General features: G+C 37.9%; 16 protein-coding genes. 15 read left to right on the top strand and 1 reads right to left on the bottom strand.

Going from position 1 to position 13,583, the window contains the following annotated elements; all coding sequences use genetic code 11:
• Nucleotides 1-2: 2 nt before the first annotated feature.
• Nucleotides 3-1,361 (top strand): tRNA (N(6)-L-threonylcarbamoyladenosine(37)-C(2))-methylthiotransferase MtaB, encoded by a 1,359-nt coding sequence (gene mtaB / locus NSS81_RS04585; RefSeq protein ID WP_342432361.1) that lies wholly within the window; start codon nt 3-5, stop codon nt 1,359-1,361.
• A 119-nt stretch (nt 1,362-1,480) separates the two neighbouring features.
• The gene (gene deoC / locus NSS81_RS04580; protein ID WP_342432360.1) at nt 1,481-2,155 is read left to right on the top strand and encodes a deoxyribose-phosphate aldolase; all 675 of its coding nucleotides are present in this window, start codon (nt 1,481-1,483) and stop codon (nt 2,153-2,155) included.
• Nucleotides 2,156-2,182: 27 nt separating this feature from the next.
• Here deoC and NSS81_RS04575 read toward each other — a convergent pair whose 3' ends face one another.
• Entirely contained in the window at nt 2,183-3,112 is a 930-nt protein-coding gene (locus tag NSS81_RS04575) for a Na/Pi symporter (RefSeq protein WP_342432359.1), read from the bottom strand.
• A 225-nt stretch (nt 3,113-3,337) separates the two neighbouring features.
• Here NSS81_RS04575 and rpsU point away from each other — a divergent pair, with 225 nt between their 5' ends.
• From rpsU to era, 13 genes are all read left to right on the top strand, one after another.
• Nucleotides 3,338-3,511: a 30S ribosomal protein S21 gene (gene rpsU, locus NSS81_RS04570; protein WP_075686208.1), complete on the top strand. Its 174-nt coding sequence runs from the start codon at nt 3,338-3,340 to the stop codon at nt 3,509-3,511.
• A 16-nt stretch (nt 3,512-3,527) separates the two neighbouring features.
• Nucleotides 3,528-3,974, top strand: coding sequence for a GatB/YqeY domain-containing protein (locus NSS81_RS04565; RefSeq protein WP_342432358.1), 447 nt, complete (start codon nt 3,528-3,530; stop codon nt 3,972-3,974).
• Nucleotides 3,975-4,103: 129 nt separating this feature from the next.
• Nucleotides 4,104-4,736, top strand: a complete 633-nt coding sequence (locus tag NSS81_RS04560) for an NfeD family protein (protein WP_342432357.1) — start codon at nt 4,104-4,106, stop codon at nt 4,734-4,736.
• A gap of 56 nt (nt 4,737-4,792) precedes the next feature.
• Entirely contained in the window at nt 4,793-5,758 is a 966-nt protein-coding gene (gene floA / locus NSS81_RS04555; protein WP_342433936.1) for a flotillin-like protein FloA, read from the top strand.
• Nucleotides 5,759-5,794: 36 nt separating this feature from the next.
• On the top strand, nt 5,795-6,232 hold the full coding sequence (locus tag NSS81_RS04550) for a hypothetical protein (RefSeq protein WP_342432356.1): 438 nt from the start codon (nt 5,795-5,797) through the stop codon (nt 6,230-6,232).
• Nucleotides 6,233-6,310: 78 nt separating this feature from the next.
• Entirely contained in the window at nt 6,311-6,613 is a 303-nt protein-coding gene (gene yqfC, locus NSS81_RS04545) for a sporulation protein YqfC (RefSeq protein WP_342432355.1), read from the top strand.
• Complete coding sequence (gene yqfD / locus NSS81_RS04540; protein ID WP_342432354.1) at nt 6,610-7,803, top strand: sporulation protein YqfD; 1,194 nt, start codon at nt 6,610-6,612, stop codon at nt 7,801-7,803. The genes yqfC and yqfD overlap by 4 nt, the downstream gene beginning before the upstream one ends.
• The gene (locus NSS81_RS04535) at nt 7,800-8,768 is read left to right on the top strand and encodes a PhoH family protein (protein ID WP_342432353.1); all 969 of its coding nucleotides are present in this window, start codon (nt 7,800-7,802) and stop codon (nt 8,766-8,768) included. The genes yqfD and NSS81_RS04535 overlap by 4 nt, the downstream gene beginning before the upstream one ends.
• Nucleotides 8,769-8,949: 181 nt before the next feature.
• Nucleotides 8,950-11,142 carry an HD family phosphohydrolase gene (locus NSS81_RS04530; protein ID WP_342432352.1) on the top strand — a complete coding sequence of 731 codons (2,193 nt, stop codon included), beginning with the start codon at nt 8,950-8,952 and terminating at the stop codon, nt 11,140-11,142.
• The gene (gene ybeY, locus NSS81_RS04525; RefSeq protein WP_342432351.1) at nt 11,139-11,612 is read left to right on the top strand and encodes an rRNA maturation RNase YbeY; all 474 of its coding nucleotides are present in this window, start codon (nt 11,139-11,141) and stop codon (nt 11,610-11,612) included. Before NSS81_RS04530 ends, ybeY begins: the two co-directional genes overlap by 4 nt.
• Nucleotides 11,590-11,976, top strand: a complete 387-nt coding sequence (locus NSS81_RS04520; protein ID WP_342432350.1) for a diacylglycerol kinase family protein — start codon at nt 11,590-11,592, stop codon at nt 11,974-11,976. The genes ybeY and NSS81_RS04520 overlap by 23 nt, the downstream gene beginning before the upstream one ends.
• Nucleotides 11,977-12,192: 216 nt before the next feature.
• Nucleotides 12,193-12,594 (top strand): cytidine deaminase, encoded by a 402-nt coding sequence (locus NSS81_RS04515; RefSeq protein ID WP_342432349.1) that lies wholly within the window; start codon nt 12,193-12,195, stop codon nt 12,592-12,594.
• Nucleotides 12,584-13,501 carry a GTPase Era gene (gene era, locus NSS81_RS04510; protein WP_342432348.1) on the top strand — a complete coding sequence of 306 codons (918 nt, stop codon included), beginning with the start codon at nt 12,584-12,586 and terminating at the stop codon, nt 13,499-13,501. Before NSS81_RS04515 ends, era begins: the two co-directional genes overlap by 11 nt.
• Nucleotides 13,502-13,583: the final 82 nt, after the last annotated feature.

The raw sequence follows: 13,583 nt of genomic DNA, 5'->3' as shown, positions 1-13,583 counted from the left end.
TTATGCCAACAGTCGCTTTTCATACACTTGGTTGTAAGGTTAACCATTATGAAACGGAAGCAATCTGGCAATTGTTCAAGCAAGAAGGCTATGAACGTGTGGATTTTGAATCCATCTCTGATGTATATATTATTAATACCTGCACAGTAACCAATACTGGTGACAAGAAAAGTCGCCAAGTCATCCGACGTGCTGTTCGTAAAAACCCTGATGCCGTGATTTGTGTAACAGGCTGTTACGCTCAAACATCTCCTGCTGAAATCATGGCAATTCCTGGTGTTGATGTTGTAGTTGGAACACAGGATCGTGTGAAAATGCTTGAGTATATAGAACAGTATAAACAGGAGCGCCAGCCAATCAATGGTGTAGGTAATATTATGAAAAATCGTGTATACGAAGAACTTGATGTTCCAGCGTTTACCGATCGAACTCGTGCTTCGTTAAAAATTCAAGAGGGTTGTAATAACTTTTGTACCTTCTGTATTATTCCCTGGGCGCGCGGATTAATGAGATCACGCGATCCAAAAGAAGTCATTCGCCAAGCCCAACAGCTTGTGGATGCGGGTTATAAAGAAATCGTCCTGACGGGAATTCACACAGGCGGTTATGGTGAAGACATGAAGGAATATAATCTTGCCATGTTACTCCGTGATTTAGAAGCTGGAGTTAAAGGGTTAGCACGACTCCGTATCTCCTCTATAGAAGCTAGCCAAATTACCGATGAGGTAGTAGAAGTGATTAAACAGTCGAATATTATTGTTCGTCATTTGCATATCCCGCTTCAATCAGGCTCAAATACTGTCCTAAAGAGAATGCGCCGTAAATATACGATGGAATTCTTTGGTGAAAGATTAGACCGTTTAAAAGAAGTGCTACCAGGCCTAGCGGTAACCTCTGATGTGATAGTTGGTTTTCCTGGTGAAACGGAAGAAGAGTTTATGGAGACTTATGATTTTATTAATAAGCATAAATTCTCTGAGCTTCATGTCTTCCCATATTCTAAGCGTACAGGAACACCTGCGGCACGCATGGAGGATCAAGTTGACGAAGACGTTAAAAATGACCGTGTTCATCGTTTGATTGCCCTTTCAGATCAATTAGCTAAGGAATATTCTTCGAAATTTGAAAATCAATTATTAGAGATCATTCCTGAAGAGGAATTCAGCACAGGTAGGTATGTAGGATACACTGATAATTATTTAAAGGTAGTCATCCCTGCAACCGAAGATTTGATTGGTAAATTAGTGAAGGTAAAAATTTCGAAGGCTGGTTACCCATATAATGAAGGCCAATTTGTCCGTGTTATTGAGGATCATATGTCGCTAAAAGAACTATTGGTAAATGAAGAAGCTGCCATTTAAGGACCTAATTTGGTCCTTTTTTTTGTACTTTTGAGGGTAACCTAACGTTAGTAGCATCATTCTTTCTAAATGTTTATGGATTAGATAAATTAGAACGGAAATCGAAAGGAGTACACAAGATGGCTACTTCAAACGTTGCTGCAATGATTGATCACACACTTTTAAAACCAGAGGCAACAAAGCAGCAAATAGAAACACTTTGCCAAGAGGCAATCGAGCATAAATTTTTTTCGGTTTGTGTAAATCCTACATGGGTTAGTACATCGAAAGAACATGTCAAAGGAAGCGGTGTAAAAGTTTGTACCGTAATCGGATTTCCCTTAGGTGCATCGACGCCAGAGACAAAGGCTTTTGAGACAAAAAATGCAATAGAAAACGGCGCTGATGAGGTAGATATGGTTATTAATATCGGCGCATTGAAGGATAAAAATGATTCACTTGTTGAAAAAGATATTCGAGCCGTTGTAGAAGCTGCGAAGGGGAAGGCATTAACAAAGGTGATTATTGAAACAAGTCTGTTAACAAGAGAAGAGAAGATCCGTGCTTGTGAACTATCGGTTAAAGCTGGAGCAGATTATGTTAAAACATCTACGGGATTTTCTACAGGCGGGGCAACCATTGAGGATATTGAGTTAATGAGAAAAACTGTAGGACCATCTATCGGCGTGAAAGCTTCAGGAGGGGTACGGAATACCGAGGACACACAGAATATGATAAAAGCAGGCGCGACTAGAATTGGAGCAAGTGCAGGTGTAGCTATCCTCAAAGGCTTAACTGTAACTTCTGATTATTGAATAGAAGACGGCCAATGGCCGTCTTCTTTATTTTGGCTTATCGCCATGCAAACGTAAAATCAGTTCGCCAAACTTTGTGGCAAAAGGTAAGACAATGAGGGAAGAAACAACATTAAATAAGACACTTATGTGTGCTAGCTGAACCATTTTAGTGTCTGCTAAAAGATGTGCATTTGCACTTAAGGCAGGAATAAAAGGCACAAAGAGTAATACGCCAAAGACATTGAGGTAAACATGAGCATAGGCTGCTAACCTCGACTCCTTACCGCCGCCAATTGAAGCAATAAGAGCGGTAATACAGGTTCCGATATTAGCACCAAAAACAATAGCAATACCCGCATCAAGCTGAAGTAATCCAGCTGTTAAAAATCCCATTGTTATCCCTGTCATCGCTGTGCTAGATTGAATCACGGCCGTAATAGCAGCACCTGTCACTAAGCTTAATATGAGATTGTCATTAATTGAGAGAATAAAATTTTGAATGAATGGTAGTGAGGTTAACGGATGAGCTAAAAGTTCAAAGCCTTTCATAGCTGTGAAAACAGCGGCAATACCAAATAGTAGCATCCCAATACTTCTAATTTTAATATTCTTAAAAAAGGTTAGTAATGCCCCGATAATAGCTAACGGTACAAGTATTGCATCTAAATTAAAGGTGATTAGTTCAGTTTTAAATGTTGTACCAATGTTTGTACCAAGTATGATTCCAATTGATTGCGGAAAGGTCATAATTTTTGCAGATATTAACCCAATAGTGATTACCATAACCGCTGAACTACTTTGCAGGAGTGCTGTTACAAAGGTACCGGTTACCATGCCTCTTAAAGGGTTACTGGTTAGTTTGGTCATCCAGCCCTTTAATTTATTGGCAGACAAATTAAATAAGCCAAACCTAATGATTGTCATTCCAAAAATAAATAATAAAATAAATAAAATAAATAATATTATGTATAGCATGTCTTCACCTCTCCCTTCATTCTATTCCTAAAAGAAAACGGACATGCTAGATTTATCTAAATTTTGCTACATGGGTTCATAAAATTGTGCATTGCTATATAAAAGTAGGAAAAGCATGTTTAATCTAGCTGAAATACAGTTGACCTTGTCAAAAGGTTATATTATAATCTAAAGGTACATGGATTGAATGTAAAGTGTGTTGTGTTTCGGAGGGAGGGAAAGAGAATGTCTAAAACCGTCGTTAAGAAAAACGAATCGCTTGAAGATGCTCTTCGTCGCTTCAAACGTACAGTATCAAAAACTGGTACTTTGCAAGAGGCAAGAAAGCGCGAATTCTACGAAAAGCCAAGTGTAAAACGTAAGAAAAAGTCAGAAGCAGCAAGAAAACGTAAGTTCTAAAGAGAGGGTGTAATTAATGAGTCTTCTCGAGCGTTTAAATAGTGACATGAAACAAGCGATGAGAAATAAGGAAAAAGACAAACTTTCTGTCATTCGGATGGTAAAAGCTTCATTGCAAAATGAAGGTATTAAGCTTGGAAAAAGCGAACTCTCCGTTGATGAAGAGTTAACAATCCTTTCTCGTGAAGTAAAGCAACGCAAGGACTCCCTCCATGAATTTGATAAAGCAGGTCGTCAAGACCTTGTTGATAAATTGCGTACAGAGTTGGCAGTAGTCGAACTGTATTTACCGAAACAGCTTTCTGAAGAAGAGTTGTCAAATATTGTTAAAGAAACAATAGATGAGGTCGGCGCAACATCAAAAGCGGATATGGGAAAAGTGATGGCAGCTGTTATGCCGAAAGTTAAAGGCAAAACGGATGGATCACTTGTAAATAAATTTGTACAACAACACCTTTCATAATTATTCTGACAACAAAACCGCAGGCATAATGCTTGCGGTGTTTTTATTTTTATCTATAAATGAAACTTTCCGACGATTGAACCGTATTACTAGCGACTGATAAAAGTGATGCTTGAGAGGAGGGTATGTATGGTTGAATTTCTTACTGAACCGCTAATGATTACAGTTCTTTTATCGATTGCTGGTGTTGCTATCGTATATGAGCTTTTTTCTTCTAAATTCGGGATATCTGGTTTTATTGGTTTGTTCGCATTACTTCTTTTCTTTTATGGACATTTCCAAGCAGGTCTTGCTGGATTTGGAACAATCGCATTATTTGCTATTGGAATTATGCTAATTTTTTTAGAATTTTTCTTACCAGGGGCAATCTCGGGTACACTGGGATTGGCAGCTTTAATTGCCAGTCTGTTTTTAGCAGGTGACAGCCCGCTACACATGGGGATATCGATTTTCATTTCTATTGGTATTTCGGTCGCAATGATCTTTATTATGGTTAAGGTTTTAGGTAAAAAAATGGTCTTATTTAATAGAATGATATTGTTTGATAAATCAGGGAATGAACAAGGATATGTTTCCAATGTTAATCGGACAGACTTATTAGGGAAAGAGGGTATAGCATTAACCATGTTAAGACCATCTGGAACAGCGATAATAAATAACGAAAGACTTGATGTTGTAACCGAAGGCGGCTTTGTTGACCAAAATCGTAAAATCAAGGTTATCAAGGTAGAAGGAGTACGCATTGTGGTTAGAGAACTTTAAACAAACTTTAGAGGAGGAATGTGCAAGTGGACGTAATTTCTAATGGAACAATATTTATGATTGCAATTATCGTTGTCGCACTAATATTTTTAGGAATTTTATTATCATTTGTTCCAGTTATGCTATGGGTTTCAGCGCTGGCTGCAGGGGTAAGGATAAGCATCTTTACATTAATCGGAATGAGGCTAAGAAGGGTTACTCCTAGCAGGGTCGTAAACCCGCTGATTAAAGCGCATAAGGCTGGATTAGGTGTGACAATCAATCAGCTGGAGAGTCATTATCTAGCTGGCGGTAATGTTGATAGGGTAGTTAATGCATTAATTGCTGCGCACCGGGCGAATATCGAATTATCATTTGAACGTTGTGCTGCTATTGACCTTGCTGGACGTGACGTGTTAGAAGCGGTACAGATGAGTGTAAATCCAAAAGTAATTGAAACACCGTTTATTGCTGGTGTAGCCATGAATGGAATCGAAGTAAAGGCAAAAGCGAGAATTACTGTTCGTGCTAATATCGAGCGTCTTGTCGGGGGTGCGGGTGAAGATACTGTCGTAGCTCGTGTAGGTGAAGGGGTCATATCGACGATTGGTTCCTCAAGCGACCACAGTAAAGTACTCGAGAATCCTGAGCTGATTTCGCAAACAGTTTTAGCTAAAGGATTAGATGCAGGTACCGCTTTTGAAATTCTCTCGATTGATATTGCCGACGTAGATTTAGGCAGAAATATTGGAGCTGAGCTGCAAACAGAACAAGCAGAAGCCGATAAGAAAATTGCACAGGCAAAAGCAGAAGAACGCCGGGCTATGGCTGTTGCTACCGAGCAGGAAATGAAAGCAAGAGTAGAAGAAATGAGAGCGAAGGTAGTGGAAGCTGAGGCAGAGGTACCGCTGGCAATGGCTGAGGCCCTTAAGTCTGGTAATATCAGTGTCATGGAATACATGAATTATAAAAATATTTCAGCTGACACGGAGATGAGAGGCTCAATCGGGAAGATGACAGAAGATAATAAAGACAATCAGTAAAACCACCAAATAAATTCCTAGAAGGAGGGGTGGGGCTTGGAAACGATCATTTTTATCATAATCGCGGGTATTTTTTCAACAATCATTAACAAAGCAAAGGGTAATAGTCAGCCAAAAAATAAACCCTTTACTGCCAATCGATTCGATGATTTTCGAACGCTCTTTGAAAACCAAGCAGCAGACCCTGAACAGCTGGAAGCCCCTGAAAAGGTGTCAAGAGGACAGCAAGTGCTGCAGGAAGTAAATTTGCAGGATATCGAAAAAAAATACCAGCAAAATAAGCAAGAGCCTCTACCAAGTCGAGTTAGCCGAACGGACTCTCAGAATAGAATGAATAAACCTCGACCTAAAATAAAGGTGGAGGAGATTGTTTCAGGATCGCCGAATAAGAATACCGTAATTAACGGAATTATCTGGTCTGAGATTCTTGGAGAGCCGCGATCAAAAAGACCATATTCTGCAAAAAAGAGATAGACTGGTCAACACATAGAAAAATATGTGCTAGAACCCCCTTTCATTTCATAAAATGAGATGAAAGGGGGTTCTTTTTTTATGGCAAAAAAATGGAGCCAGCAAGTCCGAAACTGGATGGCAAGGAAAATGGATCTTCCTCAAGATGTCATAATGGATTTACCCCGAATCACAATGATCGGACAAATCCATATATACATTGAGAATCATCGAGGTTTACTGGTATTTACAGATAAAGAATTGCGATTGCTTTTAAAGCAAGGACAATTACAAATAAAAGGAAATTCCTTCGTGATAAAAACTATTTTACCTGAAGAGATTTTGTTAGAAGGAAAAATTGATCAGGTAGTCTATATAAATGAAAATCCGGGAGGAGCACAATGAAAAATCAATGGGTAGATTTTTTGTTTGGAAAAGTAACTGTCAAAGTTTCTGGAAAGGGAATAGAGAGATTTTTAAATAATCTTACAAGGCATGGGCTGCATATCTGGCATGTAAAAAGACATGGATCAGAAACCATTACCTTTATTATGAGATTACAAGATGCATTGAAAATCAGACTGTATGCTAGAAGCCATGAATGCTCCATTTCGTTTTTACGGCGAAGTGGAATGCCTTTTTTAGTTAAAAGGTTATTAAAAAACAGTGGTTTTATGGTAGGGGGCATTTTATTCCTATTTGTCATTTTAATATTATCAAATGTTATTTGGGGAATTGAAATAAAGGGTGCAAAACCAGCTACTGAGTATCAAATTCGTAAAGAATTGGATAAGTTGGATGTCAAAATCGGAAAGTTACAACTTTTCGTTGAAAACGTGGAAGGAATTCAAAGAAAGTTAACGAATAACATTGGCAGCCTTACCTGGGTCGGTGTGGAGTTAAAAGGGACAACCTATCACCTACAAGTAGTTGAAAAGAAGGATCCTAAAAAGCCTGAGCAACTTGAACCGCAAAATTTAGTGGCTAAGAAGAAAGCAATTATTGCAAATATGTATGTTAAAACAGGACAGTCTGTTGTAGAAATTAATGATCATGTGGAAAAGGGGCAGTTACTCGTATCGGGGGTAATTGGGAGAGAAGGGCAAACAAAGGAAGTGGCTGCTACTGGTGAAGTATGGGGGGAAATATGGTTTACGAGCCATGTTGAACAGCCGTTAATAACCAACTTTAAAGTCTTTAATGGCAAGGAGAAACAGAAACATTCTCTATTCCTTGGCAAAATAGAAATACCAATTTGGGGATTTGGAGAACCCGAATTTACAGAATATGAATCGGAAAAAAACGTTAGAAAAATTCATTTCCTTAAATGGGAATTACCGATTTCATATAGTAATGAAACCTTACGTGCCAGGGAAGAGATGGAACGAATCTATACCGAAAAAGAAGCCATCCAGAGGGCGGTCGAACTTGCCAAAAAGGACATAAAAAGCAAGGTAGATGAGGATGCTATTATAAAAGATGATAAAATTTTACACCAGGAGATTAAAAATGGTAAAGTTATACTAGATATCCATTTTAAGATAGTGGAAAATATAGCAGTCGGAAAACCGATACCCAAGGAGACTCTTGAATGACAGTAAACCTCAAAACGATAAATGTCCAGCTTGAAAATCCAGCTGAAGCGATAGCGCTTCTAGGGAATGCGGATGCCAATTTAAAAATAATTGAAGAAGAGCTTAATGTAGCGGTTGTCACCAGGGGAGAATCTGTAAGCCTGTCTGGTGATGAAGAAAAAGTGTCACTTGCCAGTCAAATTATTGACAGACTTATCTTTGTAATAAGAAAAGGAATTGCCATTAGCCAGAGAGATGTATTGTACGCCGTTCAAATGGCACAAAAAGGGACACTCGATTATTTTGAAAACCTGTATGAAGAGGAAATTTCCAAAAATGTAAAAGGGAAAATCATTCGAATTAAAACACTCGGTCAAAGGCATTATGTCATGGCCATTAGGAATAATGACCTTGTTTTTGGCATTGGACCCGCAGGAACGGGTAAAACTTATCTTGCTGTCGTTATGGCTGTAAATGCGCTAAAAAATGGACAGGTTAATAAAATCATTTTAACAAGGCCTGCTGTGGAGGCAGGAGAAAGTCTTGGCTTCTTGCCAGGCGACTTAAAGGAGAAGGTAGATCCTTATTTACGGCCTTTATATGACGCGCTCCATGATGTCCTTGGCATTGAGCATACAGAAAGGTTAATTGAGCGCGGAACAATTGAAATTGCCCCTCTTGCCTATATGAGAGGACGTACACTTGATGATGCGTTCGTCATTTTGGATGAGGCTCAAAATACTACAAATGCCCAAATGAAAATGTTCCTTACACGCCTTGGCTTTGGGTCAAAAATGGTCATTACAGGTGATCAAACGCAAATTGACTTGCCAAAAGGGGCAAAATCTGGTTTGATTGCTGCTGAAAAAATTTTAATGAACGTAAAAGGAATATCCTTTAATTTCTTAGAACAAAGTGATGTTGTACGTCATCCGCTAGTTGGCAGGATTGTCGAGGCTTACGGTAAACAATCACCAGAAAATTAAATGAAACTACCGGGGATAGACCTTATGGTTTATCCCTTTTGCCATCTAAATGTAACAAATCATAGGTAAATTAACACGTGGCCTAATTGAAGATGAAACTTAGCGGAAAAACTGTTATGATTTTACATAAAGTGTATGTATCAACTATAGTTAATTGTAAGTATTTTGTGGGGGGAGTTAGTTGAAAAAAATACAGCAGTACTTTATTCATATAAAAAAGCTTCTCAATCTTACATTTTTCCGCGTATTATTTTTCTTTGTGATTGGTATTGTGTTATTTGGGACGATGTACAATAATGTAAAACCGGAGAAACTAGATATAAGTCCGTTAACTGTTGCTGAAAAAACCATCCGTTCCCCTGGAACAGTGGAGGATAAAGAGAGTACAGAAAAAAAACGCCAGGAAGCATTGGACCAAGTGCAGGATGTATATACCTTAAAAAAGGAGTATTCATCTAATCAGGTTGATTTAATCAGCTCGATTTTTGACTCTGCAATAGAGGTAAATAACGAAATTAAAGCAGCGATAAAGAAAAAAAATGAAGAGACTAGTACTGATAATGATAATGATACAGGAGAACAAATTGAGGTAACAGAACCGTCTATTGATGAAGAAGTCACAATATTAAAGTCTAAGTTAACAGAGCAGTTGACGAAGGATTTATCAGGTCAAGTTTTTATAGCACTTGTACACGCAAGTAATGAGGAATTATCGATTGCAAAGGACTTAACGGTTACAGCAATCAACAATGTAATGAGTAAAAGAATATCTGCAGATGATGTAGAAAATGCTAAAAAGAATTTAGAAGAAGAGCTAAAGTTTGCACCGCTTAATTCAGATTTGAAGAATGCATCGATAGAATTAGGACGTTATGCAGTTATTCAAAATGAATTTTACGATCCTACTGCAACAGAAGAATTACGTAAACAAGCTGCAGATAATGTCGAGTCTGTAAAAATTCTACAAGGGCAAATAATTATTGAAGAAGGTAAATTAATTAGGCAAGAAGAGTATCGTCAACTTGAATTAGTAGGTCTTTTGGATACTGAGAAATCATTTAAGCCGTTAATCGGATTGATTATTCTTATTACTATTATCCTATCTGCTGTTTATTATTATTTCTACCAAATGAAAACAGAGCCAGAAAAAAGACAGGCGAATCTTCTCATGTTTGGGATAATTTTTATCTTAACACTAGCAATTCTAAAAATTACCAGCATGCTGCAAATCTTTAACTATTCAGGGATTGGATATTTATTTCCTGCAGCAATGGGAGGAATGTTAGTAAAGATTTTGATTGATGAAAAGCTTGCAATCCATACATCAATCATTTTAGCGGTTTGCGGCAGTGTACTATTCAATGAAGGGGTTTCTGGAACGCTAAATTTTTCAGTAGGAATTTATATTTTATTTAGTGGTTTAGCTGGTATCCTTTTTTTGAGTGAACAAAATCAACGTTCGAAAATCCTTCAGGCAGGCTCATTGGCTGCAATAGTAAATCTATTTACAATTTGGACGCTTATGTTTCTGCCCAATGGCCAATTTACGGGTCTAGAGTATGGTTATCATATCTTAACTGCTATCTTTTCGGGGATTGGATCTGCAGTATTAACGATGGGATTACTACCGCTATTTGAGGCTAGCTTTGGAATTCTTTCGACAATGAAACTAATCGAACTGTCGAATCCCAACCACCCGCTGCTTAGAAAGATTTTAATGGAGGCACCAGGTACATATCATCATAGTGTAATGGTAGCTAATCTTGCCGATGCTGCCTGCGAGGCAATCGGTGCGAATGGTCTTTTAGCGAGGGTTGGCTGCTATTATCATGATATTGGAAAAACAAGAAGGCCAAACTTTTTTATTGAAAACCAAATGCATGGTGAAAATCCGCATGATCGGCTTCCGTGTGATAAAAGTGCAAATATAATTATTTCCCATGTAATAGATGGTGTGGAAATATTAAAAAAATATCACATGCCAAAGGAAATTATCCATATAGCTGAACAGCATCACGGAACTACTTTGCTGAAATTCTTTTACCATAAAGCATTACAAAACGGAGAAAATGTGAAGGAGGAGGATTATCGTTATCCAGGTCCTAAGGCACAGACAAAGGAGTCAGCGGTTATAGGGATTGCTGATAGTGTTGAAGCGGCTGTCAGGTCGCTAAGGCAACCGACACCTGAGACTATTGAATCTTTAGTGAGAGATATCATTGCCGACCGGCTCCAAGATGGGCAATTGAATGAATGTGATCTAACCTTAAAAGAAATAGAGACGGTAGCGCACTCTTTCTGTGAAACGTTAAAAGGGATTTTTCACTCAAGAATTGAATACCCAGAAATAAAGAAGAAGGTGGTCCAAATATGACCAAATTAATGATAGATATTGTAGATGAAACAAATGAACTAACTGAGGAGCAACTAAATGAGATAGAAAATCTATTGAATTTTGCTGCAGAAAAACAGAAAATTGAAGATGAAAGTGAAGTATCCGTTACCTTTGTATCGAATGAAAGAATTCATGAAATTAATAAGGAATACAGGGAGAAGGATTCCCCCACTGATGTTATTTCCTTCGCCATGGAGGAACTTGGTGAGGGTGAGGCAGAAATCTCAGCCAATGGAATGCCGCGAGTCTTAGGAGATATCATTATTTCAGTAGCAAAGGCAAACGAACAGGCGGTTGATTATGGACATTCTTTTATACGTGAGCTTGGATTCCTAGCTGTACATGGCTTTTTGCATCTTTTAGGATATGACCATATGCATGAGTCAGAGGAAGAAGAAATGTTTACGCTGCAGAAAGAAATTTTGGATGAATATGGCCTCACCCGATAATAAAAGTTTTTATCAGATATTGAAATCCTTTTCATATGCAGTGAATGGTATTCGGACAGCGAGTTTGAATGAAAGAAACTTGAGATTCCATTTAATTAGCTCCGTTATTGTTATCGGCTGTTCGTTTTTCTTTTCGTTATCCTATATAGAGTGGATTGTTGTTGTTTTAGCAATTGGCGGCATGATATCTCTTGAATTAGTTAATACAGCAATTGAGAGGGTGGTAGACCTGATTACTGAGGAGTACCATCCGCTCGCAGAACAGGCAAAAGATATTGCTGCCGGGGCAGTTTTCGTTTATGCTATTACAGCAATAATCATCGGCATAATCATCTTTTTACCAAAGATAATTAGCCTGCTTTAGGCTGAAAAACAGAAGGAAGCTGAAAGCAATTTGAAAAGGAATGGTTAATTCGGTAAAATAACGTAACAGCTTTCTATGCTAAAAAGTGGGTAATTGGCTGATTTTTATGAAAATTCAATTTCTTTCATTACAATTTCATTAATTGTGATGATTTTGTGACAAATTTAAGTTAAAATAAAGGAAGCGGCAGATTTCTGCTGGAAGGGAAGATTATTAGTGAACATCGAGAAGTTAATTGAAGAAGCAAAAATAGCAAGAGAAAAGGCATATATTCCCTATTCGAAATTTGGGGTAGGGGCTGCATTACTAACAACAGATGGAAAAATATTTCATGGATGTAATATAGAGAATGCCGCTTATAGCATGTGCAATTGCGCTGAACGTACTGCCCTGTTTAATGCTTATTCTGAAGGAATTCGTGATTTTGAAACGCTAGTTGTTATTGCGGATACAGACCGTCCTTGTTCACCTTGTGGAGCATGCCGTCAAGTGATTTCTGAACTTTGTCCAAAAGATATGAAAGTGGTTTTAACTAACCTAAAAGGGGATATTCACGAACTGACTGTTGCTGAGTTACTTCCAGGTGCATTTTCTCAGGAGGACCTAAATGCTAAATAATGATAATAAAGCGTATAAATCAGGATTTATTTCAATTATCGGTCGTCCAAATGTAGGAAAGTCCACATTTCTTAATCGTGTTATCGGGCAAAAAATAGCGATTATGAGCGACAAACCACAGACTACCCGTAATAAAATTCAAGGTGTATTAACACTCAATGATACTCAAATGATATTTATCGATACACCAGGTATTCATAAACCGAAACATAAACTTGGTGACTTTATGATGAAGGTAGCACAAAACACATTAAAAGAAGTTGATTTGATTCTATTTATGATAAATGCTGAAGAAGGTTTTGGACGCGGTGAAGAATTTATCATTGAGAAATTCCAAACAGTCAACACTCCAATCTTTCTTGTTATTAATAAAATTGACCAAATACACCCAGATCAACTGCTACCGCTAATTGATGCCTATAAAGAGAAATATTCCTTTAAGGAGATCATTCCTATTTCAGCTTTAGAAGGAAATAATGTGGATCGACTATTGGAACAAATTAAAAAATTTCTGCCTGAGGGTCCGCAATATTATCCTGCAGATCAAGTAACAGATCACCCCGAGAGATTTATTATTACCGAGTTAATCAGGGAAAAGGCTCTTCACTTAACGAGAGAAGAAATTCCGCATTCACTTGCTGTCGTCCTTGATAAAATGGAACGGCAAAAGGATAAGGATGTCATTCATGTAATGGCAACCGTTATTGTTGAAAGGGACTCACAAAAAGGTATTGTCATTGGAAAACAAGGCAGTATGCTAAAAGAAATTGGTAGCCGTGCACGTGTGGATATTGAGAATCTCCTTGGTTCAAAAGTTTTTCTTGAGCTTTGGGTTAAAGTACAGAAAGATTGGCGCAATAAGATGTCCCAACTTCGCGATTTTGGCTTCAATGATGATGAATATTGATACCTATCTAAAATATTAACGCTACTTTCAGATTATGCATGGACAACATTAACAATATTTTCGTCTTATGAATTCTGCTCGG

It is taken from the genome of Neobacillus sp. FSL H8-0543 (assembly GCF_038592905.1).
Lineage (GTDB): Bacteria > Bacillota > Bacilli > Bacillales > Cytobacillaceae > Neobacillus.
Note: the sequence above shows the minus strand (reverse complement) of the source record. Positions and strands in the feature narration are given on the sequence as shown.

Bases quoted from the DNA above. Each gene is read 5' to 3' on its own strand.
- mtaB (WP_342432361.1), top strand. From the start codon at position 3: ATGCCAACAGTCGCTTTTCATACACTTGGTTGTAAGGTTAACCATTAT.
- deoC (WP_342432360.1), top strand. From the start codon at position 1,481: ATGGCTACTTCAAACGTTGCTGCAATGATTGATCACACACTTTTAAAA.
- NSS81_RS04575 (WP_342432359.1), bottom strand. From the start codon at position 3,112: ATGCTATACATAATATTATTTATTTTATTTATTTTATTATTTATTTTT.
- rpsU (WP_075686208.1), top strand. From the start codon at position 3,338: ATGTCTAAAACCGTCGTTAAGAAAAACGAATCGCTTGAAGATGCTCTT.
- NSS81_RS04565 (WP_342432358.1), top strand. From the start codon at position 3,528: ATGAGTCTTCTCGAGCGTTTAAATAGTGACATGAAACAAGCGATGAGA.
- NSS81_RS04560 (WP_342432357.1), top strand. From the start codon at position 4,104: ATGGTTGAATTTCTTACTGAACCGCTAATGATTACAGTTCTTTTATCG.
- floA (WP_342433936.1), top strand. From the start codon at position 4,793: ATGATTGCAATTATCGTTGTCGCACTAATATTTTTAGGAATTTTATTA.
- yqfC (WP_342432355.1), top strand. From the start codon at position 6,311: ATGGCAAAAAAATGGAGCCAGCAAGTCCGAAACTGGATGGCAAGGAAA.
- yqfD (WP_342432354.1), top strand. From the start codon at position 6,610: ATGAAAAATCAATGGGTAGATTTTTTGTTTGGAAAAGTAACTGTCAAA.
- NSS81_RS04535 (WP_342432353.1), top strand. From the start codon at position 7,800: ATGACAGTAAACCTCAAAACGATAAATGTCCAGCTTGAAAATCCAGCT.
- ybeY (WP_342432351.1), top strand. From the start codon at position 11,139: ATGACCAAATTAATGATAGATATTGTAGATGAAACAAATGAACTAACT.
- NSS81_RS04520 (WP_342432350.1), top strand. From the start codon at position 11,590: ATGAATATGGCCTCACCCGATAATAAAAGTTTTTATCAGATATTGAAA.
- era (WP_342432348.1), top strand. From the start codon at position 12,584: ATGCTAAATAATGATAATAAAGCGTATAAATCAGGATTTATTTCAATT.